At 58.8% G+C, this 19457-nt stretch carries 18 protein-coding genes; 9 read left to right on the forward strand and 9 right to left on the reverse strand.

What is annotated here, in order from left to right:
* Positions 1–37 precede the first annotated feature (37 nt).
* Genes OF385_RS09030 through OF385_RS09040 form a run of 3 tightly spaced genes read left to right on the forward strand, consistent with a single transcriptional unit; the run spans position 38 to position 3223 of the window.
* Positions 38–616, forward strand: coding sequence for a biotin transporter BioY (locus OF385_RS09030; RefSeq protein ID WP_264275094.1), 579 nt, complete (start codon positions 38–40; stop codon positions 614–616).
* 4 nt (positions 617–620) lie between these two features.
* Positions 621–2057, forward strand: a complete 1437-nt coding sequence (locus tag OF385_RS09035) for a class I adenylate-forming enzyme family protein (RefSeq protein ID WP_264275095.1) — start codon at positions 621–623, stop codon at positions 2055–2057.
* The gene (locus tag OF385_RS09040; protein WP_264275096.1) at positions 2054–3223 is read left to right on the forward strand and encodes a thiolase family protein; all 1170 of its coding nucleotides are present in this window, start codon (positions 2054–2056) and stop codon (positions 3221–3223) included. The genes OF385_RS09035 and OF385_RS09040 overlap by 4 nt, the downstream gene beginning before the upstream one ends.
* A gap of 12 nt (positions 3224–3235) precedes the next feature.
* On the opposite strand, the gene OF385_RS09045 is transcribed toward OF385_RS09040, so the two are convergent.
* From OF385_RS09045 to OF385_RS09070, 6 genes are all read right to left on the reverse strand, one after another.
* Positions 3236–3580 (reverse strand): metal-sulfur cluster assembly factor, encoded by a 345-nt coding sequence (locus OF385_RS09045; RefSeq protein WP_264275097.1) that lies wholly within the window; start codon positions 3578–3580, stop codon positions 3236–3238.
* A gap of 224 nt (positions 3581–3804) precedes the next feature.
* Entirely contained in the window at positions 3805–4149 is a 345-nt protein-coding gene (locus OF385_RS09050; protein ID WP_022876384.1) for a metal-sulfur cluster assembly factor, read from the reverse strand.
* A 10-nt stretch (positions 4150–4159) separates the two neighbouring features.
* On the reverse strand, positions 4160–4918 hold the full coding sequence (gene sufC / locus OF385_RS09055) for a Fe-S cluster assembly ATPase SufC (protein ID WP_022876385.1): 759 nt from the start codon (positions 4916–4918) through the stop codon (positions 4160–4162).
* Between the two features lie 61 nt (positions 4919–4979).
* A complete protein-coding gene (gene sufD / locus OF385_RS09060; RefSeq protein WP_264275098.1) occupies positions 4980–6260 on the reverse strand; it encodes a Fe-S cluster assembly protein SufD in 1281 nt (426 codons plus the stop codon).
* 2 nt (positions 6261–6262) lie between these two features.
* Positions 6263–7723 (reverse strand): Fe-S cluster assembly protein SufB, encoded by a 1461-nt coding sequence (gene sufB, locus OF385_RS09065; RefSeq protein ID WP_022876387.1) that lies wholly within the window; start codon positions 7721–7723, stop codon positions 6263–6265.
* Positions 7720–8505 carry a helix-turn-helix transcriptional regulator gene (locus tag OF385_RS09070; protein ID WP_061951919.1) on the reverse strand — a complete coding sequence of 262 codons (786 nt, stop codon included), beginning with the start codon at positions 8503–8505 and terminating at the stop codon, positions 7720–7722. Before OF385_RS09070 ends, sufB begins: the two co-directional genes overlap by 4 nt.
* Positions 8506–8697: 192 nt before the next feature.
* Between OF385_RS09070 and OF385_RS09075 the strand changes: the two genes are divergently transcribed.
* The 3 genes from OF385_RS09075 to OF385_RS09085 are packed head-to-tail and all read left to right on the forward strand — an operon-like array spanning position 8698 to position 11378.
* Positions 8698–9651 carry an ABC transporter ATP-binding protein gene (locus tag OF385_RS09075; RefSeq protein WP_413467959.1) on the forward strand — a complete coding sequence of 318 codons (954 nt, stop codon included), beginning with the start codon at positions 8698–8700 and terminating at the stop codon, positions 9649–9651.
* Positions 9648–10409 (forward strand): ABC transporter permease, encoded by a 762-nt coding sequence (locus tag OF385_RS09080; RefSeq protein WP_319019058.1) that lies wholly within the window; start codon positions 9648–9650, stop codon positions 10407–10409. Before OF385_RS09075 ends, OF385_RS09080 begins: the two co-directional genes overlap by 4 nt.
* A gap of 30 nt (positions 10410–10439) precedes the next feature.
* Complete coding sequence (locus OF385_RS09085) at positions 10440–11378, forward strand: COX15/CtaA family protein (protein ID WP_264275100.1); 939 nt, start codon at positions 10440–10442, stop codon at positions 11376–11378.
* An 87-nt stretch (positions 11379–11465) separates the two neighbouring features.
* On the opposite strand, the gene OF385_RS09090 is transcribed toward OF385_RS09085, so the two are convergent.
* The 3 genes from OF385_RS09090 to OF385_RS09100 form a co-directional block, all read right to left on the reverse strand.
* Complete coding sequence (locus tag OF385_RS09090; RefSeq protein ID WP_264275101.1) at positions 11466–12413, reverse strand: DUF1700 domain-containing protein; 948 nt, start codon at positions 12411–12413, stop codon at positions 11466–11468.
* A complete protein-coding gene (locus tag OF385_RS09095; RefSeq protein ID WP_264275102.1) occupies positions 12397–12747 on the reverse strand; it encodes a PadR family transcriptional regulator in 351 nt (116 codons plus the stop codon). Before OF385_RS09095 ends, OF385_RS09090 begins: the two co-directional genes overlap by 17 nt.
* Before the next feature lie 158 nt (positions 12748–12905).
* The gene (locus OF385_RS09100) at positions 12906–13853 is read right to left on the reverse strand and encodes a heme o synthase (RefSeq protein WP_413467961.1); all 948 of its coding nucleotides are present in this window, start codon (positions 13851–13853) and stop codon (positions 12906–12908) included.
* Positions 13854–14639: 786 nt separating this feature from the next.
* Between OF385_RS09100 and tkt the strand changes: the two genes are divergently transcribed.
* Genes tkt through OF385_RS09115 form a run of 3 tightly spaced genes read left to right on the forward strand, consistent with a single transcriptional unit; the run spans position 14640 to position 19451 of the window.
* Positions 14640–16754, forward strand: a complete 2115-nt coding sequence (gene tkt / locus OF385_RS09105; RefSeq protein ID WP_264275103.1) for a transketolase — start codon at positions 14640–14642, stop codon at positions 16752–16754.
* Positions 16755–16772: 18 nt separating this feature from the next.
* Complete coding sequence (gene tal, locus OF385_RS09110) at positions 16773–17876, forward strand: transaldolase (protein WP_264275104.1); 1104 nt, start codon at positions 16773–16775, stop codon at positions 17874–17876.
* Entirely contained in the window at positions 17877–19451 is a 1575-nt protein-coding gene (locus OF385_RS09115) for a glucose-6-phosphate isomerase (RefSeq protein WP_264275105.1), read from the forward strand.
* Positions 19452–19457: the final 6 nt, after the last annotated feature.

The raw sequence follows: 19457 nt of genomic DNA on the forward strand, positions 1-19457 counted from the left end.
AAGCACAACTTCACACTCGTATTATCAAGGAACACTCATGTCTCGAAACCCGTCTTCATCACAAACCAAAAACACGGTATATATCGCTGTGTTCGCCGCAATGATCGCCGCAATGGGCCTGCTGCCGCCCATCACGCTGGGCATCATCCCTGTGCCTATCACCTTGCAAACGCTCGGAGTGATGCTTGCTGGCGCATTGCTGGGCCCATGGCGTGGCGCCACGTCATCGTTGGTCGTCGTTGTTCTCGCTATCGCGGGATTGCCCCTGCTCTCAGGTGGCCGGGGCGGTCTAGGGGTCCTCCTTGGCCCCACCGGCGGATATCTTGTCGGCTGGATATTCGGATCCCTGGTGATCGGGGCGTTATTCAAGTATTGGGTTCTGCGCAGAACCGGTAACGCGGCGCGATTCGCCACCGGCCTGGCAGCAGTAGTCATCGGCGGAATCGGCGTCATTTATCTTTTCGGCGTACCGTGGACTTCCGTGGTGACGGGCCTTGACCTTCGGACTTCCCTGATTGGATCGGCAGCTTTCCTCCCTGGAGATGTGTTCAAAGCTGTCGTCACGACGTTGGTTGCGCTGACCGTGCACCGCAGTTACCGCGGACTCATGAGCTGACATCATGGGGTTCTGGCAGGCCGTCGCGAGTTGGGCAGAGAGCTGCCCTAACAATTCAGCAGTCATTGCACCTTCTGGCAAGTTGACCTTTTCTCAGCTGGCAGGACGAGCGCATCGACTCGCTCGAACCTTGAAAAGCTACGACCAACAGCGCATCGGAATATTAACTCGAGATCCGATCACGATGGCTGTTGGCTTTCATGGCACATCGCTCGCCGGCAAGACCCTCGTCGTTCTGGATCCTTCTTGGCCACAGGCCTTGCTCGAATCAATGCTCGGAAATCTCGCCTGCAAACTAGTCATCACTGACTACCCAAACCGACTTGACAAGGCGGGCCTCGCGGATCCGCTAGTGATCTCCGAAGAACCCGACCGCAGTCCATGGGAACTGCACGAACACGAGAATGAACGCGAACTTCTGATCATCTGCACTTCAGGAAGCACCGCAAGGCCGAAAGCGATCAGCCGGACAGCATACTCGTGGCTGGCTTCCCTGGCCGCCGGAGCCGCAATGCTCATGGCCCCTGAAGAAGCAGTTACCCTGTCGCCTGGCCCGATTTCACATGGACTTGGCCTGTATTCCCTGATCGAATCCATTCACACGGGCGGAACGTTCATAGGTGCCGGGCACTGGCGGTCCGAAGTCCTCGACTCTTTGTTGAGCCAGGTTTCCTGCAATCGCATCGTCAGCGTGCCCACCATCCTTGACCGTCTTTCGACCCACCTCGAACCGCAACATCTTTCGAATATCCGTTGGGTCATCAGCGGAGGCGAAACACTACCAGTACAACTAGTCAGCCGTCTTCAGGCCCTACCTGCTCTCGAATCTTGCATAGAGTATTTCGGGAGCAGCGAACATAGCCTCATTGCTTACGCTCTCCGCGACACTACAGCCAAAGACGCCGGATGCTTCTCTGGTCGGCTCTTTCCCGGTGTCTCGGTCCATTTCCATGATGTTGATCCAGACACCGGTTCCGGCGCCGCCTACATCGATAGCCCTTACAACGCGAACGGCTATGACCCCGCAACGGCACCGCCAATTGCGCGCTGCGGCAATTCAACCAGCATTTTGGACCAAGGAATGCAATCGGATGATGGAACGATCACTTTCATGCGCCGCGAAGATGGAATGCTGAACCTCAACGGCAATAATATCCATCCCTCGGAGATCAAAGACGTCCTGGCAATCCTGAATATCCTGGATGCCAAAGTCCAAGTCGAACGACAAAATGGCCATGCCCGCTTGATCGTTCATGCTCTCTCCCCCGCCGTTGATAGTGGACTTCTTCATAAGCGGTTCTTTGAACTTCTTCCGACCTTCAAAGTCCCCCACGAAATCATCTTCCACAAAGAATGGCCGCTGTCGTTCAGCGGAAAATCAACCGCCATTTGGACGGCGAATGCAATGCCCGAACCCCTCACGAGAATACGTTTACGATGAACAATGCCTACGTTATTGATGCCCTCCGTACACCGATCGTCCGAGCCGGAAAGGAATATGCGCGCATCAGCGCCGACAAACTCATCGCGCCAGTGCTGACCGCCCTCGTGGAGAGAAAGGGAATAGCGCCCCATAAAGTTGACCATGTGTTTCTCGGCAACGCAGCCGGACCCGGAGGAAACATTGCCCGGGTCGCGACGCTGGCTTCAACCTTGCCATCCTCGGTGAGCGCAACCAGCGTGGATGCCCAGTGCACTAGCGGGTTGGAAGCAATCTCTGCCGGTGCTCGAATGATCCGCTGCGGCGAAGCAGACATCGTCATTGCTGGCGGCGTTGAATCAGTTACTACGGCTCCGTGGAGAGTTGAGAAACAGGCTTCCGCGATGACCCCACCACGCATGTATTCACGGGCGAGATTCACCCCAGAGCCAGAGCCCGATCCCGACATGGGCGTCGCCGCCGAAAACATTGCCAAGAGGTTCGAGGTCAGCCGCGCACGACAAGATTCCTTTGCCTTGCAAAGTCACAGACGAGCAGTCGACGCGAAAAACTCAGGGCTCTATAAAGATGAGTTGCTACCCGTCAGCACGCCCACGGGGCTCATCTCAGAAGATACCTGCCCTCGAGCCTCTATCGACGAACGGAAACTTGCTGCGCTGAAGCCAGCTTTTGTGAGCAATGGAAGTGTCACCGCGGGAAACTCCTGTCCCATCAACGATGGTGCAGCCGCGGTCCTGATGGTGAGTGAAGAAGTCCTGCATGCAGTCAATCCGCCTTTCGCCTTGCGTTACCTGGCAACTGCGACTGGAGCCTGCGCCCCTGAGATTCTTGGGATGGCGGCCGTTCCAGCCTATGAAAAACTCGCAAAAATGCTGCAGGACACTGATTCCGCTCATACGCACCTAGTCGAATTTAATGAAGCCTTCGCGGTACAAGCCCTCGCATGCCTCGAAGTTTTGGGGATCGACCCAACCGAGGTTAATCGTGATGGCGGGGCGCTGGCCTTGGGACATCCTTACGGGGCCAGTGGAGCCATATTGACTACCCGTCTCTTCTGGCAGGCTCAAAAGTTACGCCTCGATGGGCAACGCGCATTCGCCCTAATGGCAGCCGCAGGAGGCACGGGCAGCGCCATCGCCTTCGAATCCGTTCTTTCTGGAGCTTAGCCAGCAGGCCGCTCAGATATTGAACCCGAGAGCTCGCATTTGTTCTCTGCCGTCTTCGGTGATCCGTTCTGGGCCCCAAGGGGGGCTCCATACCCAATTCAGGTGGTGGACCGTGACCAAATTCCCGAGCGCTTGGTCAACTTGTTCTTCCAGAATGTCGGTCAGCGGGCAGGCTGGCGTAGTGAGTGTCATGTCAATCTCAAGCACTGCGCCCTCGACAAATCGCAACGCATATACCAGCCCCAAGTCAATGATGTTAATTCCGAGCTCGGGATCAATAACGTCCTTGAGCGCTTCCTCGATTTCCTCGATAGGGCGTGCGATCTTGCCTTTTGCGGCCGTGGTTGATTTGTCCATCGACTACTCCGATTCAGATTCCAAGGTTCCCCTAATGTCATTAAATGAAACTATAGTCACGTTTTTGTTCAGCGTGCCAACATTAACTGGCTTTGGTCGCAATCGTGTTATCGGTCAACGATCAAATCGGTAGGTTGCCGGCAGGCGCCCCGATTGAGTTAAAGTGCGGAAGGCCGCATCCATCCTTGCGGATGGATGCGGCCTTCCAACGTCATACGTCGCTCCTAGATGTTGAACCCGAGGGCTCTCATCTGGTCACGGCCATCATCAGTAATGCGTTCCGGACCCCAAGGTGGCATCCAGACCCAATTCAGACGGTGGTCATCCACGATGTTCTCCAACGCCTTGGCAACCTGCTCCTCGATAATATCGGTGAGCGGGCAAGCTGCGGTGGTCAACGTGAGATCCAGGAGCAGCGCGCCGTCATCAGCGTACTTCAAGCCGTAGAGCAACCCAAGGTCAACGATGTTGACACCAAGTTCCGGGTCGATAACGTCTTTCAGGGCTTCCTCAACGTCTTCCAGAGGAGTCGTGACAGCTCCCTGGCTCTGTTCGGTTGATTCACTCATGGAAATACCTTTAGGCCTTGACGTTCAGGTAGCGGTCGTAGCCTTCTTCTTCCAGGCGGTCGGCAAGTTCTGGGCCACCCTGTTCAGCCACGCGGCCGTCCACGAACACGTGCACGAAATCTGGCTTGATGTAGCGCAGAATGCGCGTGTAATGGGTGATCAGCAAGGTGCCCATGTTGTTTTCTTCCTGAGCGCGGTTAACGCCTTCGGAAACAATCTTCAGTGCGTCAACGTCCAGGCCGGAGTCGGTCTCGTCCAAGATCGCGAACTTAGGCTTGAACAGTTCCAGCTGCAGGATTTCCACGCGCTTCTTCTCGCCGCCGGAGAAGCCTTCGTTGACATTTCGGCCAGCGAAGTCGGCATCGATCTTCAGCTTGCTCATGGCTTCCTTGACGTCCTTGGTCCAAGTGCGCAGCTTCGGGGCTTCTCCGTCGATTGCGGTCTTGGCGGTACGCAGGAAGTTGGTCATGGTGACGCCAGGTACCTCGACTGGGTACTGCATTGCCAGGAACAGGCCGGCCTTGGCGCGCTCGTCGACGCTCATCTCCAGGACATCTTCACCATCAAGGGTGATGCTGCCCGAAGTGACGTTGTAGCGTGGGTGGCCGGCGATGGTCGATGCAAGGGTCGACTTGCCCGAGCCGTTAGGACCCATGATTGCGTGGGTTTCGTCGGTGTTGATGGTCAGGGTTACACCCTTGAGAATTTCTTTCTCGCCCTGCTCGGTTTCAATCGAGACATGCAGGTCCTTGATTTCCAGAGTAGACATACGTCGTTCCGTTTCTTTCTAAAAAGCTCTGAGGCTAAAAAGCTGTTGAAGCGAGCACTACCTAGTTATCGGTAGCAGCCAATTCTTCTTCGATGGTGTCGGTCAGTCGCTCCTGCAGAGCTTCGTCGCCGATTTGCTGAACGATTTCGTTCAGGAAGCCACGGACTACCAGGCGGCGGGCGGTCTTTTCATCGATGCCGCGTGCCATCAGGTAGAACAGGTGCTCATCATCGAAGCGACCGGTAGTCGATGCGTGACCAGCACCATCGATCAGGCCGGTTTCGATTTCCAGGTTCGGAACCGAGTCGGCACGTGCGCCATCGGTCAGCACCAGGTTGCGGTTGGCCTCGTAGGAATCGGTGCCAACGGCTTCCTTCTGGATCAGCACGTCGCCAACCCAGACGGTGTGCGCGTCCTTGCCCTGCAGCGCACCCTTGTACAGAACGTTCGACTTGCAGTTGGCCACAGCGTGGTCAACGAACAGTCGGTGCTCCAGATGCTGGCCAGCATCTGCGAAGTACAGGCCGTAGAGCTCGATTTCCGCACGTTCGCCGGTGAAGCGAGCCGAAGGGTTCACGCGAACCAAGTCACCACCGAAGGAAACGGCAATGTGCTTGAAGGATGCACCCTGGGCAACCAGTGCCTGCTGCGACGATGCGTGTACCGCGTCATCTTCCCAAGCCTGCAGGGATACGACGGTCAGTCGGGCGTTGGCTCGAACATCGAATTCAACGTTCTGGGCCAGCACTGCCGAACCGACGTGATCCAGGATCACGGTGGCTTCCGAGTTTTCCTCGGCGACGATGATCAGGTGCTGAGCAGCTGGATCCAGCGATTCGCCGGTGATGCGAACGCTAGCGCTGGCACCTTCGGCATTCCTAGGGATGGTCAGGACCTGGGTCTCGGAAGCGAACTTCCAGGCATTGGCCGAGACACGATCGTCCGGGGTGTGCGCAATGCCGTTCAACGCGTCATCCGAGGACACGACCGACAGCTTGGCGATGTCATTGCCGGTCAACTCGACCTTGGGAGCAGCGCCAGTAAGTTCCTCGCTGTGCAGGCCCTTCAGCCGCTTGAGCGGGGTGAAGCGCCAGTCTTCTTCACGACCGGTCAGCTTCGCGAAATCTTCCACGTTGGTGCTGGTCAGACGACCAGCGCGCGAGGAATCCGGAATGCCGACGCCGCCGCCATGGCTGTGGGCCTTGGCAGAGGCTCCGCCCAGAGGCGAGCTGCCATTGTCGTTGATCGGCGAAAGGTCTTCGCCCTCTTCGGTGAAACCAGGGATGGACGGGGCGCCGATGCGCACCTTCTCATCTGGGATATGGGTGGTGGTCTCCGACATTCTTAGCCGACCGATCCTTCCATCTGAAGTTCAATTAGGCGGTTCAGTTCCAGCGCGTATTCCATTGGAAGCTCACGTGCAATTGGCTCGACGAAGCCACGCACGATCATTGCCATTGCCTCGTCCTCAGCCATGCCACGGGACATCAGGTAGAACAGCTGCTCTTCGGAAACGCGGGAAACGGTTGCCTCGTGGCCCATGGTCACGTCGTCCTCGCGAACGTCGATGTATGGGTAGGTGTCCGAACGAGAAATCTGGTCCACCAGCAGTGCGTCGCAAACCACCGAGTTCTTGGTGCCCTTGGCGCCTTCCTGAACCTGGACCAGGCCACGGTATGCCGAACGGCCGCCGTTACGAGCCACCGACTTGGCCACAATGGCCGAGGAGGTGTTCGGTGCGATGTGAACCATCTTGGATCCGGTGTCCTGGTGCTGGCCCTCGCCGGCGAAGGCGATGGACAGGGTCTCACCCTTGGCGCGTTCGCCAACGAGGTACACGGCAGGGTACTTCATGGTGACCTTGGAGCCGATGTTGCCATCGACCCATTCCATGGTTGCGCCCTCTTCGCAGACGGCACGCTTGGTCACCAGGTTGTATACGTTGTTCGACCAGTTCTGGATGGTCGTGTAGCGAACGCGGGCGTTCTTCTTCACGATGATTTCCACAACGGCAGAGTGCAGCGAGTCCGACTGGTAGATCGGAGCGGTGCAACCTTCGATGTAGTGGACGTACGAACCCTCATCGGCGATGATCAGGGTGCGCTCGAACTGGCCCATGTTTTCCGTGTTAATGCGGAAGTACGCCTGCAGCGGGATCTCTACGTGTACGCCTTTAGGAACGTAAACGAAGGAGCCGCCGGACCACACAGCGGTGTTCAGCGAAGCGAACTTGTTATCGCCTGCAGGGATAACCGAGCCGAAGTACTCCTCGAAGATCTCCGGGTGTTCCTTCAATCCGGTATCGGTGTCGAGGAAGATCACACCCTGGGCTTCAAGGTCTTCACGCAGCTGGTGGTAAACGACCTCAGACTCGTACTGAGCAGCCACGCCGGAAACCAGGCGCTGCTTTTCCGCCTCGGGAATACCCAGCTTGTCGTAGGTATTCTTGATGTCTTCAGGGAGTTCATCCCACGTCGCCGCCTGCTTTTCAGTGGAGCGGACAAAGTATTTGATGTTGTCGAAATCAATGCCGGAGAGGTCTGGACCCCAGGTTGGCATTGGCTTGCGATCGAAGTACTTCAGCGCCTTCTGGCGACGCTCCAGCATCCATTCTGGCTCGGACTTCAGGGCGGAAATATTCGCCACAACGTCCTTGTCGACTCCGCGGCGAGCGTTGGCACCCGCGTCGTTCTTATCTGACCAGCCGTATTCGTAATTGCCGATTCCGTGGAGTTCGGGGTTCTTCTCCAGAATCTCGGAAATTACACCCGGGTCGGCAGACTCCTGTGCAATCTGATCCGTCATCGCGGCCTCTCCTGCTTCGTGAACTGAATTCGAGTTCTCTTCTCGGCGCGCATTGGCGCCTTTTCACGTCCCACAGGGATGTGGGTCGTGCACACGTGTCCGCCACCGGCCAAGGTCGACAATCGTCGAACGTCAACACCCAGCAGACGGGCGAACATTTCCGTTTCGGTGTCGCAAAACACCGGAAACTCTCGTGCTAAGTCTTGTATCGGGCAGTGCCCCTGGCATAGCTGAACGCTATGCATCAAAGCCGTTGCCACTTTTGTATCAACTTTTCGGGTGTACCCCACGAATCCGTCGGAGCTGAGCAAATTGCTCAGAACCTCGGCCCGTGCTTCCAGCCCTTCAACCCCGGCCAACGCCTTGGCGTACCGGGTTTCCATTTCGGCGAAACGATTACGCGCGAACTTACGAATCGCATCGTCACCGGCAGCTTCACCGAGCATCTTCAGCGCATCGGTAGCAATTTCCAAATAGTCATTGCCCAGCTTGGTCTGGCCGCGATGCGAGAGCACGTAGCGACGAGACGGACGGCCAGCACCCGACTTCTGGTTTGCCACCAGTTTCACCTCAACGAGCCCCGATTTGGAAAGCGCATCAAGGTGACGGCGAACTGCAGCTGGCGTGAAACCCAGCTTGTTGCCAAGCTCGGCTGCACTGACCGGCCCGTCCTCCAGTACTGCATAAAGGACGCGGTCGCGCGTGCGTTCTTCGGTATCCCCAACTGCGCCAACCGTTTCGGCAGTGGAGCCACTAGCTGAGTCTAAATTTGATGAATACACAACACAATCATGCGTAAATTTTCGCGCCAGGTCTAGTAAGGAAGGACTTACTAAGGGAGAGCTTGCCCACTTCTCAATCCAGGCCTTATTAAGCAACTACGCCTTTTTATTCTCGCGCTCATGCGTGGCAGTGGCGAGTGTTGGTGACATAGTCCTCAAATATTGGAGTTCGACATGTCGTAGAATGTTTTGGTGTCTTCCGTAACCCCCAGTCTCATCATCAATGAACTGGCCAAAGATTTAGGGCCAGTTCCCGCCTTGGACAACCGCATGCTGCGGGTCCTCGAGTCGGTGTCCCTGAAGGCTTACCCCGGCCAAGTCACCACACTTCTCGGCGCTAACGGCGCAGGCAAGTCAACAACTTTGGCGTGCGCTCAGGGGTTGCTGCAGCCAGAGGGCGGCACTGTGGAGCTGCTGGGGCAAAACCCGTTCGGCGACAACCCCGAGCTTCGCTCGCGCGTAGGCGTCATGCTCCAGGAGGGCGGGCTGCCGCCATCAATGCGCCCGGTCCCGCTGTTGCGTCATGTCGCCTCGCTTTACCAAAACCCCATCGACATTGACGCACTGATCGCCCGCTTGGATCTCGAATCTTTTGGCACGCGCACCATTCGCCGTCTCTCCGGCGGGCAGAAGCAACGTGTTGCCCTCGCCATCGCGCTTGCCGGAGACCCGGAAGTCGTCTTCCTCGATGAGCCAAGCGCAGGTCTGGATCCGCAATCCCGCCAGGTAGTGTTCGATCTCATCGCTGAACTGCGCGATGCTGGCAAGGCCATCATCCTGACCACCCATTTGATGGATGACGCGCAACGCCTGAGTGATTACGTGTACATCATCGATAAGGGCTGCACTGTCGCACAGGGAACCGTGGCCGAGCTCACCGCACGCGCCGCGGAAGACCAGGATGCTCGCCCCATCTCCTTCGCTGCCCGTCCGGGCCTGGAGCTGCCCGAGGCACCTGCTGGGTTATATCTCTCCGAGACTTCGCCCGGCGAATATCGCTTGGACGGAGTCAACTCCCCTGAACACCTGCATTGGCTCACTAGCTGGTGGCTGAAGGCAGGCATCCTGCCGACGCAGCTGAATCTGCAGGCTCGAAGCCTGGAAGATGTATTCCTCGAATTCGCACAAAAGGAGGAACACGCGTGAGCCAACAAGCTACGGTCAATAACGCCGTTTCACCCATCAAACGCATTCTCTTCCAAGGAAAATACGAATCCTTGCAAATGTTGAGCAACGGTGAACAGCTCATTCTCGCGGTGGTCATGCCGATGATCGCCCTAGTCGTTCTCACGCTTACAGATCTCCTTGATGGCGTTGCCGAACGGAGTATCGACGCCGCAGTTCCTGGCGTCTTAGCGCTGTGCGTCATCTCCACTGCTTTCACCGGCCAGGGAATCGGAACCGGGTTTGATCGCCGTTACGGTGTGCTGAAAATGTTCTCCACCACACCACTGGGGAAAACCGGACTGATTTTCGGCAAAGTCATCGCTGTGCTCACCGTACTGGCGATTCAAGTTGTTCTCATTACCGCAGTGGCCCTCTTCATGGGTTGGGAGCCAAACCCCTGGGGCATCGCCCCGGCCATCCTCTTCCTGCTGCTCGGGGCCGCCGCGTTCACTTCGCTTGGGCTGCTAATCGCGGGCACGGTTCGCCCGGAGGCAACCTTGGCGATCACAAACCTCGCCTGGATTCTTCTGGCCGGAGCCGGAGGCGTGCTGTACCCACTGAGCATGGCGCCAGCTTGGATCCAGCCCACACTTAACGCCCTGCCATCCGCGGCGCTTGGCGATGCGATGCGCGAAGCGCTGATCTCCGGACACGTCAGCATTGCTGGACTCATTTTCCTGGTTCTCTGGTCGGCAGCTGGCTCATTTGCAGCCGTCAAGCTCTTCAAGTGGAACTAGCCAATACATATATCTTCAAGGGAGATTTCCATGTCTTCAGATCTGGCCATTAAAAGCTGGACCGCCAAGCTGCCAACGAAGGTCACTCGCCTCGTGCATGGCCTCGCGATTGCCTCGTTGATCTCTCAGGTTGGCATCATCGTAACCGGCGGTGCAGTCCGGCTGACCGAATCGGGCCTGGGATGTTCGCACTGGCCCAACTGCGTTCCGGGCTCGATGACGCCAGTGCCAGCCATGGGCATCCACGGCATCATCGAATTCGGCAACCGCACCTTGACCTTCGTCCTATTGGCGATCGCAGTGGCATTCCTCATCTCGGTCTGGACTATGCGACGGACTCACTCCACTCTGTTCAACCTTGGGCTGGCCCTCTTGCTAGGCATCCCAGCCCAGGGCGTCATCGGCGGCATCACGGTATGGACAGGACTGAATCCATGGGTTGTCTCCCTGCACTTCCTGCTTTCAGGAGCACTGGTGATCCTGGCGACCATGCTGGTCAATCGCACGCGTACTGAGCTGAAAGCCCAGGAGAACCCGGCGACTACCAAGACCGTTCGCCAGACCGCCACCGCAGCATGGATCTTCAGCATCCTCGCTGTCATCCTGGGCACCATTGTTACCGGAACAGGCCCACACGCCGGGGACGCGACGACGCCTCGCCATATGTTCGATCCGCTGCTGGTAACCCGCATGCACACTGCACCGGTATACCTGCTGGTTATCGCCACCGTCGCATTGCTGATCCTGGTCTACAAAGCCGGCGGCAATGCCCGCTTGCGCTCGTCCGCCTGGTGGCTAGTAGCGGTCATCTTGGTTCAAGGAGCCATCGGATACACCCAGCACTTCACTGGTTTGCCCATCGGATTGGTGCTCCTTCATATGCTTGGTGCCAGTTTGCTGCTGGTATCCAGTACTGACACATGGGATCGGACTGCACTTCTTCCCAAGTACCAGCGAGTCGATAAGTAGCCTCGCAGGACAGCTCGGGTGGCCATGCAAGCACATTGCATGGCCACCCGAGCTGTTTAACATGGCCTTGCGGCCGCGATCCACTTCCTAACCTGCCGCGTTGCGCTTCTCGAACCACAACAGGCCGTACAAGCCGAAGTAGAAATACATTGTGCCCGCGAGCCAGAACGCGGCCGAAAGCATCCCGTGGTCAATGATGGACAGTGCTGCCAGTCCAGCGCCAACGACGCTGGTTGCCCACAGAGCCAGCCTATATCTGAGCAGGAATCCTACGCCACATAGAAGACCGACGGCCGCGTAAGCGTAGGCTCCGCCCCCTTCGACGGCTCCGGTGACTAGGCCGCCCACAGCGAATAGCACGGGGATCAGCAAGGCCGCCGCACCGATCAGCTGGATGGCGCGCGAACGTTTGGCTCTACGGTCTTGGCTGAGCTTTAGATTGCTGGCCCCGACGAGCATCCAGGCGGTAACCATCGATGGCACGAAGAACATCCCCAAGCCGGTCCCGCAGAAAATTACCACAATCGTCAGGACGATAGCGGCGGCGATACTGTATTTGCGCGCTATTACCGGCCGCATCATTGCCGAGGCAGCAACCATCAAGGCAAGTGCCAACACGATCAGGAGCTGTATCGCGGCGAAGATATCCGGGTAGCCGTAATTGATACTCAGCCCCTGGAGATCCACGGGACCGAAAGCCATCTCGACGATGGTTGAATCCGAGGATCGCGAAACGATCGCGGCGAACAACCCGGTCACCAAGGCGACAATGCCCAGCACGCGTCGAATCGTGCGCATTCGAGGCGAGTTCCCGTCCTGCATCATGTCATCCAGATACGGCGCAGCCACGGCCTGCGGTGAACCGAGCGCCGCAAGGATCTGCCTGTCGCTGCGTCCCCGTTCACGTCCCGCATCGATATGCGCCGCGATATCTTCAACAAGATCGCGTCGTGCCTCCACAGGTACATGTCGCAGAAGACGATCCAAGGCGCGCAGATATGACTCCACGCTTTGGTGCTCAGCTAGCTTCGCCATCTTGCCCTCCAAGTAATTGTTCGACCTGCGCCGTGATGTCCACCCAGACTGCGCGAAATTCCTTGAGCATGACTTGTCCGCGGTCGGTGATTGAATAGTATTTTCGCTTCCGGCCTGCCCCGCCTTCTTCCCAGCGGGTCTCGACCAAACCCGCCGTTTTCATGCGGGCGAGGAGCGGATACAAGCTGCCTTCCCCAGCAGTCAAATGCCGCTTCGTCAATTCTTCAGCAAGTTCCAGCCCATACTTGTCTTCGCTTGCCAAGGAACCCAGAACGCAATATTCGAGCACTCCCTTGCGTATGTTGGTTGCTATCTTTTCGCGCTGTTCAAGCATGATTCGAGGATATCTTGCATAACAAGACTTGTATAGCAAGATTTTCATTCGAAGCCCGGCCATCTTGGAACGGCCTGGTTTTAGGTAGGCGAAAGCCCCTCCGCCAATCCAAGGATTTTTGCGAAGGGGCTTGCAGATCATGGAAGCTACAACGGCAATCAGCCGAAGAGCGGGTTCCCCACAAAAGGATCAATTGCCAAAGCCAAAAAGACAATGGACAAGTAAGTGATGGAAATGTGGAAGACCTTCATGGCCTTGCGATTCACTACTGCAGGCTTGTGATCACCCTGAGCTTCACGGTAGAGGACATGCGATTCGTAGATGAACCAGATGCCCGCGCCACCGGCAATCGCCGTGTAAACGATGCCTGCGTGACCCAGCGGGACGAGCAGGAGTGAGCAAACGACAGTTGCCCATGCGTAAAGAACCACCTGGACCGACACGCGTCGAGCGTTGGCAATCGCACCGAGCATCGGGACCGACGCAGCGTTGTAATCATCCGCGTACTTCATCGATAGCGGCCAGTAATGAGGTGGAGTCCATAGGAAGATGACCAGGAACAGGATGATCGCTGGCCATTCAATGGTTTCTTTCACGGCAGCCCACGCGATGAGCACTGGCATGCAGCCGGCGATACCACCCCAAACGATGTTCTGGGCGGTGCGGCGCTTCAAGATCATCGTGTAGAACACTACATACAGCAGGATGGCGGCTAGACCCAGAGCGGTAGTCAGTGGATTGGTCCCGAACCACAGCACGACCAACGAAGCAATCGCCAGAGCCCACGAGAAGATCAGTGCCTCTTTAGGGGTCAGATCGCCGGTGACCAAAGGACGCCCCTTGGTGCGCTTCATCAACTTGTCCATGTCGCGATCGATATAGCAGTTGAAGGCTCCCGATGCCCCAGCAGCCATGGCACCGCCGATGAGAGTGGAGATCATCAACCACACTGGCGGGAATCCTCGCTGAGCAAAGATCATGGTCGGGAAGGTGCTCACCAGCAGCAACTCGATAACGCGAGGTTTGGTCAACGCCAAATAGGCGCTGGCCTTGCGCTTCACATACTCCCCGGTACTTTCGCCAGGCTGACGCGAGGCGCGAGGCACGGATGCTCCAGCGACACTTTGAGTCTTCAATTAAACGCACTCAGTTCTTCACGGGTACAAGATAGACAAAGCTCATTCTACGCCCGATAGAAATTCTTTGAAACTCCAAACCGGAGAGTTCTTCAGCAAATGTAGGTGATCTCTATCAATCTGGATACCCACTCGATCCCCTGGGGCAGCCAAGGCCGTCGCGGTTCGGCGCGAGTTCCACGAACGGAGAACATCGACCCACGACGACCGTTTCTTGCCGACTGGCGCGTCACTAAGTCTCAATATTCGGACAGCCACCTCGGAACCCGGCACCCGGGACGCGGCACCACGAGCCAGCAATTGTTAGATCTTTGAAACTCGTGCGTTGCACGCCGAAGCGAGAGCACTTGAGTCCGCGACAAACAGCATCTGAGCACTGTATCGATTAGGTTTACAATCTTTGTAGATTGTTCATTTGCATCTGGCGACACTTGTGACCAGCACCGAATTCCGCTCCTCGGGCATGCGAATAACCACAACATCACGCAAGGTGACCGCCGTTACATCGCAGCGCATCGCTTGCAACCGTTTATCAACCGTGAATCCACTGTTACGTGGTGGAAATAAACTTGCGTGTCATCTTGCTATAACCAGCACCTCACTCATCGTTTTCGCGATAGAGTTGGACGAGATTGCGCCGTCGCAACCTACATCTTCCAGAGCAGTAAAGAGCTCAGGAATATATGGGAGGCGACGGCGTATTGCGTGTCAGCGGGAGAGATCTCCCGTCCGAGCCTGAATGGAAGGAACGCCGCTGTGGCGACTGAATCCTTAGTAGAAGAGTTTTCACTGACCGAGTTGGACCGTAAGGCCATCGACACCACCCGTGTCCTGGCAGCCGACGCTGTTGAAAAAGTTGGCAATGGCCACCCTGGTACCGCCATGAGCCTGGCACCGGCCGCCTACCTGATTTTCCAGAAGCACCTGCGCCACGATCCGAAGGATCCAAACTGGATCGGACGCGACCGATTCGTCCTCTCCCCTGGCCACACCTCCTTGACCCTGTACCTGCAGCTGTTCCTCTCCGGCTACGGCCTGGAGATGGAAGACATCGAGGCACTGCGCACCTGGGGCGCCAAGACCCCGGGCCACCCGGAGTACGGCCATACCGCCGGCGTCGAAATCACCACCGGTCCGCTGGGCCAGGGCCTGGCTTCCGCCGTGGGCTTCGCCTACTCCCAGCGCCGCATGCGCGGCCTGCTGGATCCAGCCGCTGAGCCGGGCACCAGCCCCTTCGACCACACCGTCTACGTCATTGCTTCCGACGGCGACCTGCAGGAAGGCGTCACCTCCGAGGCCTCTTCGCTGGCGGGACACCAGGAACTTGGCAACCTCGTCGTCATTTACGATGACAACAAGATTTCCATCGAGAACGACACCGACATCGCCTTCACTGAAGACGTCCTCGGCCGCTACGACTCCTACGGCTGGCACACCCAGCGTGTTGACTGGACCGTCACCGGCGAATACGTGGAAGACCTGAAGGCACTGGATGAGGCAATTCGCGCCGCCAAGGCCGAGACCTCCCGCCCTTCGATCATCGCTCTGCGCACCGTCATCGGCTGGCCAGCTCCAACCAAGCAGAACACCGGTGGCATCCACGGTTCGAAGCTCGGTACCGAAGAAGTAGCAGGCCTGAAGGAAGTCCTGGGCTTCGACCCGGCAAAGAACTTCCACATCGACCAGGAAGTACTGGATCACGCCCGCGAGGTCGTCACCCGCGGCGCAGACCTGCACGCTTCGTGGAACGAGGGCTTCACTGCCTGGAAGAGCGCAAACCCGGAGCAGGCCGCCCTGCTGAAGCGCCTGGAATCGGGCAAGCTGCCTGAAGGCTGGACCGAGAAGCTTCCGGTCTTCGAGCCAGGCTCCACCATGGCCACCCGTTCAGCTTCGGGCAAGGTCATCAACGCCATCGCCGATGAGTTGCCAGAACTCTGGGGCGGCTCGGCCGACCTCGCAGGCTCGAACAACACCACCATCGACACCGCGAAGTCCTTCGCACCGGAGCGCCGCTCCACCGCTTCGTGGGATGCCAGCCCATACGGCCGCGTCCTGCACTTCGGTATCCGCGAGCATGCCGCTGCCTCGATCGTCAACGGCATTGTGCTCTCCAGCCCAACCCGCGCGTTCTCCGGCACCTTCCTGATCTTCTCGGACTACCAGCGCCCGGCCATCCGCTTGGCTGCCCTGATGGGTGTTCCATCGATCTTCGTTTGGACCCACGACTCCATCGGCTTGGGCGAAGACGGCCCAACCCACCAGCCAGTGGAACAGCTTGCGTCCCTGCGCATCATCCCGAACTTCGACGTGGTCCGCCCAGCGGATGCCAACGAAGTCGCCTACGCATGGCGCGGCATGCTGGAACTGACCGATACCCCATCGGGCATCGTGCTCTCCCGCCAGAACCTGCCAATCTACGACCGTGCAGCCAACGGCTTCCGCGGTGCAGAAGGCACCCTGAAGGGTGGCTACATCCTGGCCGAGGCAGTACGCGACGGCGCAGAGGTCACCCCAGACGTGATCCTGCTGGCTACCGGTTCCGAGGTGGAACTGGCAGTCGAGGCCCGTGAGGAGCTGGCCGCCAAGAACATCGCAGCCCGCGTGGTCTCGCTGCCTTCCCTGGAGTGGTTCGCCAAGCAGGATGCCGCCTACCGCGAAGAGGTCCTGCCCGCTGCCATCACCGCCCGCGTGTCGGTCGAAGCTGGCGTGGCCCAGGGCTGGCGCGAGCTGGTCGGCGCCAATGGCGAGATCATTTCCCTGGATCACTTTGGCGCTTCTGCCGATTACAAGAAGCTGTACTCCGAGTTTGGCATCACCACCGCGGCTGTTGTTGCCGCAGCCGAAACCTCCGTGCAGAACGCTGCAAAGTAAGGAACCGAAGTAAATATTATGAGCAATCCAAATACCCAGGCCCTGTCCGATGCCGGCGTTTCAATCTGGCTCGATGATCTTTCCCGCGAGCGACTGACCAGCGGTTCGCTGGCCAAGCTGATCGAAGAGAAGAACGTCGTCGGCGTGACCACCAACCCCGCGATCTTCGCAGCATCGCTGTCCAAGGCCGAGGTGTACGGCGAAGCCATCGCCGAGCAGCGCAACAAGTCGGTCGAGGACGCCATCACCGAAATCACCAGCGATGACGTAGCCGCGGCCTGCGACCTGTTCAAGGGCATCTACGAGTCCTCCAAGGGCTTCGACGGCCGCGTGTCCATCGAAGTCGACCCTCGCCTGGCTCACGAAACCGCGCCGACCATCGCCCAGGCCAAGGCCCTGTACGAGCGTGTCAACCGCGAAAACGTGCTGATCAAGATCCCGGCAACCCTTGAGGGTTTGGAAGCGATCACCGAGACCATCGCCGAAGGCATCTCGGTCAACGTGACCCTGATCTTCTCGCTGGAACGCTATCGCGAAGTCATCAACGCCTACCTGATCGGCCTGGAGAAGGCCCACGCCAAGGGCCTGGACCTGTCCAAGATCCACTCGGTCGCTTCCTTCTTCGTTTCCCGCGTGGACACCGAGATCGACAAGCGGCTGGATGCCATTGGCACTGAGGCAGCCACCGCGCTGCGCGGCCAGGCCGGCGTGGCCAACGCCCGCCTTGCCTACCAGGTCTTCGAGGAGACCTTCGCTTCGGCTCGCTACGAGGTGCTGGCTGCTGCCGGCGCCAACGTCCAGCGTCCGCTGTGGGCCTCGACCGGCGTCAAGGATCCTGCCTACCCATCCACCCTGTACGTCGCCGAACTGGTGGCACCGCAGACCGTGAACACCATGCCGGAAAAGACCCTGGATGCCACGGCAGCCGAGGCCGAGGTACGCGGCAACGCGGTCGCCGGCAGCTACGATGCAGCCAACCGCGTGCTGGACAAGCTCGCCGCCCAGGGCATCGACTACAACGAGATCGTGAACCTGTTGGAGGTCGAGGGCGTCGACAAGTTCGAGGTCGCCTGGAACGAACTGCTCGAAGACATGTCCGTCGCACTGAAGGGAGCCAAGTAGATGGAACTCGGTTTGGTGACCTCTGGCGAGGCTCTGGCCTCCGTTGATGCGCTGCTCCCGAAGCTCATCGAAGCAAAAGTCGGCAGCCGCATCGCAGCGCAGGACCCTACCGTGTGGGGCCCGGCCGCAGAAGCAGAATCCTCCATCCGCTTAGGCTGGGTCAACCCCTTCGAGGCAGCCGGCAAGCTGATCCCGGCCATCCTGGAACTGCGCGATGAGCTGCAGAAGGAAAACCTGACCCGCGTCGTCTTGTGCGGCATGGGCGGCTCGTCTCTGGCTCCTGAAGTCATCGCGGCGCACGACGAGGTTGATCTGGTCATCTGCGACACCACCGACCCGACGATGGTCAAGCAGATCGTGGAGACGGACCTTGAGCGCACCGTTGTGGTCGTATCTTCCAAGTCCGGCTCCACCGTTGAGACCGACTCCCAGCGCCGGGCATTCACCGCGGCATTCCAGGCAGCCGGCATCGATCCGGCCACCCGCCTGGTGCTGGTGACCGATCCAGGTTCGCCCATGGACAATCCTGAAGGCGTTCGCGCGGTCTTCAACGCCGACCCGAACGTCGGCGGCCGCTACTCGGCGCTGACCGCCTTCGGCCTGGTTCCTTCGGGCCTGGCCGGTGCCGACATCGAAGCCCTCGTTGAAGAGTCCGGACTGATCAATGACGTCTTGGCTTCGGACGACGAGGACAATCTGGCGCTGCACCTCGGTGCCGCCATGGCTACCGCAGGCCGCGACAAGCTGCTCATCGCCTGCGTCGGCGACGCGCTGCCCGGCTTCGGCGATTGGGCTGAACAGCTCATCGCTGAATCCACCGGCAAGGACGGCAAGGGAGTCCTTCCGGTCGCCGCCCACGTCGACGCTCCAGAGCTGAAGAACCTGCCAGCCGATGTCGTGCCGCTGTATGTCTATGACGAACTGCCCGAGGAAATCGACGAGGAAACCACCGGCGTGCATTTCAGCGCACCGCTGGGCACCGCGTTCATGATCTTCGAGTACGCCACCGCAGTAGCCGGCTACCTGCTGGGCATCAGCCCCTTCGACCAGCCGGATGTCGAAGCCGCGAAGGCCGCAGCCCGCTCGATGCTGGAGGCCCCGGCCGCCGCCGAGCCGGATGCAGTCGACGGTTCGGTGCAGCTGTTCGGCACCACCGCAAGCACCTTGGATGCCGCGTTGGCCGAGCTGACCGCCACGCTGCCTGAGGACGGCTACTTCGCCATCCAGGCGTACCTGAACCGCACCTCGGATAACGAGCTGCAGGAGCTGCGCGACCTGTTCGCCGAGAAGACCGGCCGCCCGGTCACTTTCGGCTGGGGCCCCCGCTTCCTGCACTCCACCGGCCAGTACCACAAGGGCGGGCCAGCCCAGGGTGTGTTCTTGCAGATTACCGCTGATCACCAGGACGACCTCGAGATCCCGGATCGTCCATACTCCTTCGGCTCCCTGATCACTGCCCAGGCCATCGGCGATGGCGCAGTGCTCTCGGATGCCGAGCACAACCGCCCAGTGCTGCGCGTGAACCTCACGGACCGCGCAGCCGGAATCGCTGCCCTGCTTGAGGCAGCGAAGTAAGGCACT

The sequence above is a fragment of the Glutamicibacter sp. JL.03c genome (assembly GCF_025854375.1).
In the GTDB taxonomy this organism is placed as follows: domain Bacteria; phylum Actinomycetota; class Actinomycetes; order Actinomycetales; family Micrococcaceae; genus Glutamicibacter.

Excerpts from the sequence above, each read along its gene's own strand:
- OF385_RS09115 (WP_264275105.1), top strand. The coding sequence starts at position 17,877 with ATGGAACTCGGTTTGGTGACCTCTGGCGAGGCTCTGGCCTCCGTTGAT.
- OF385_RS09090 (WP_264275101.1), bottom strand. The coding sequence starts at position 12,413 with ATGGCGAAGCTAGCTGAGCACCAAAGCGTGGAGTCATATCTGCGCGCC.
- OF385_RS09085 (WP_264275100.1), top strand. The coding sequence starts at position 10,440 with ATGTCTTCAGATCTGGCCATTAAAAGCTGGACCGCCAAGCTGCCAACG.
- OF385_RS09035 (WP_264275095.1), top strand. The coding sequence starts at position 621 with ATGGGGTTCTGGCAGGCCGTCGCGAGTTGGGCAGAGAGCTGCCCTAAC.
- OF385_RS09030 (WP_264275094.1), top strand. The coding sequence starts at position 38 with ATGTCTCGAAACCCGTCTTCATCACAAACCAAAAACACGGTATATATC.
- OF385_RS09050 (WP_022876384.1), bottom strand. The coding sequence starts at position 4,149 with ATGAGTGAATCAACCGAACAGAGCCAGGGAGCTGTCACGACTCCTCTG.
- OF385_RS09095 (WP_264275102.1), bottom strand. The coding sequence starts at position 12,747 with ATGCTTGAACAGCGCGAAAAGATAGCAACCAACATACGCAAGGGAGTG.
- OF385_RS09045 (WP_264275097.1), bottom strand. The coding sequence starts at position 3,580 with ATGGACAAATCAACCACGGCCGCAAAAGGCAAGATCGCACGCCCTATC.
- sufD (WP_264275098.1), bottom strand. The coding sequence starts at position 6,260 with ATGTCGGAGACCACCACCCATATCCCAGATGAGAAGGTGCGCATCGGC.
- tal (WP_264275104.1), top strand. The coding sequence starts at position 16,773 with ATGAGCAATCCAAATACCCAGGCCCTGTCCGATGCCGGCGTTTCAATC.
- sufB (WP_022876387.1), bottom strand. The coding sequence starts at position 7,723 with ATGACGGATCAGATTGCACAGGAGTCTGCCGACCCGGGTGTAATTTCC.
- sufC (WP_022876385.1), bottom strand. The coding sequence starts at position 4,918 with ATGTCTACTCTGGAAATCAAGGACCTGCATGTCTCGATTGAAACCGAG.
- OF385_RS09040 (WP_264275096.1), top strand. The coding sequence starts at position 2,054 with ATGAACAATGCCTACGTTATTGATGCCCTCCGTACACCGATCGTCCGA.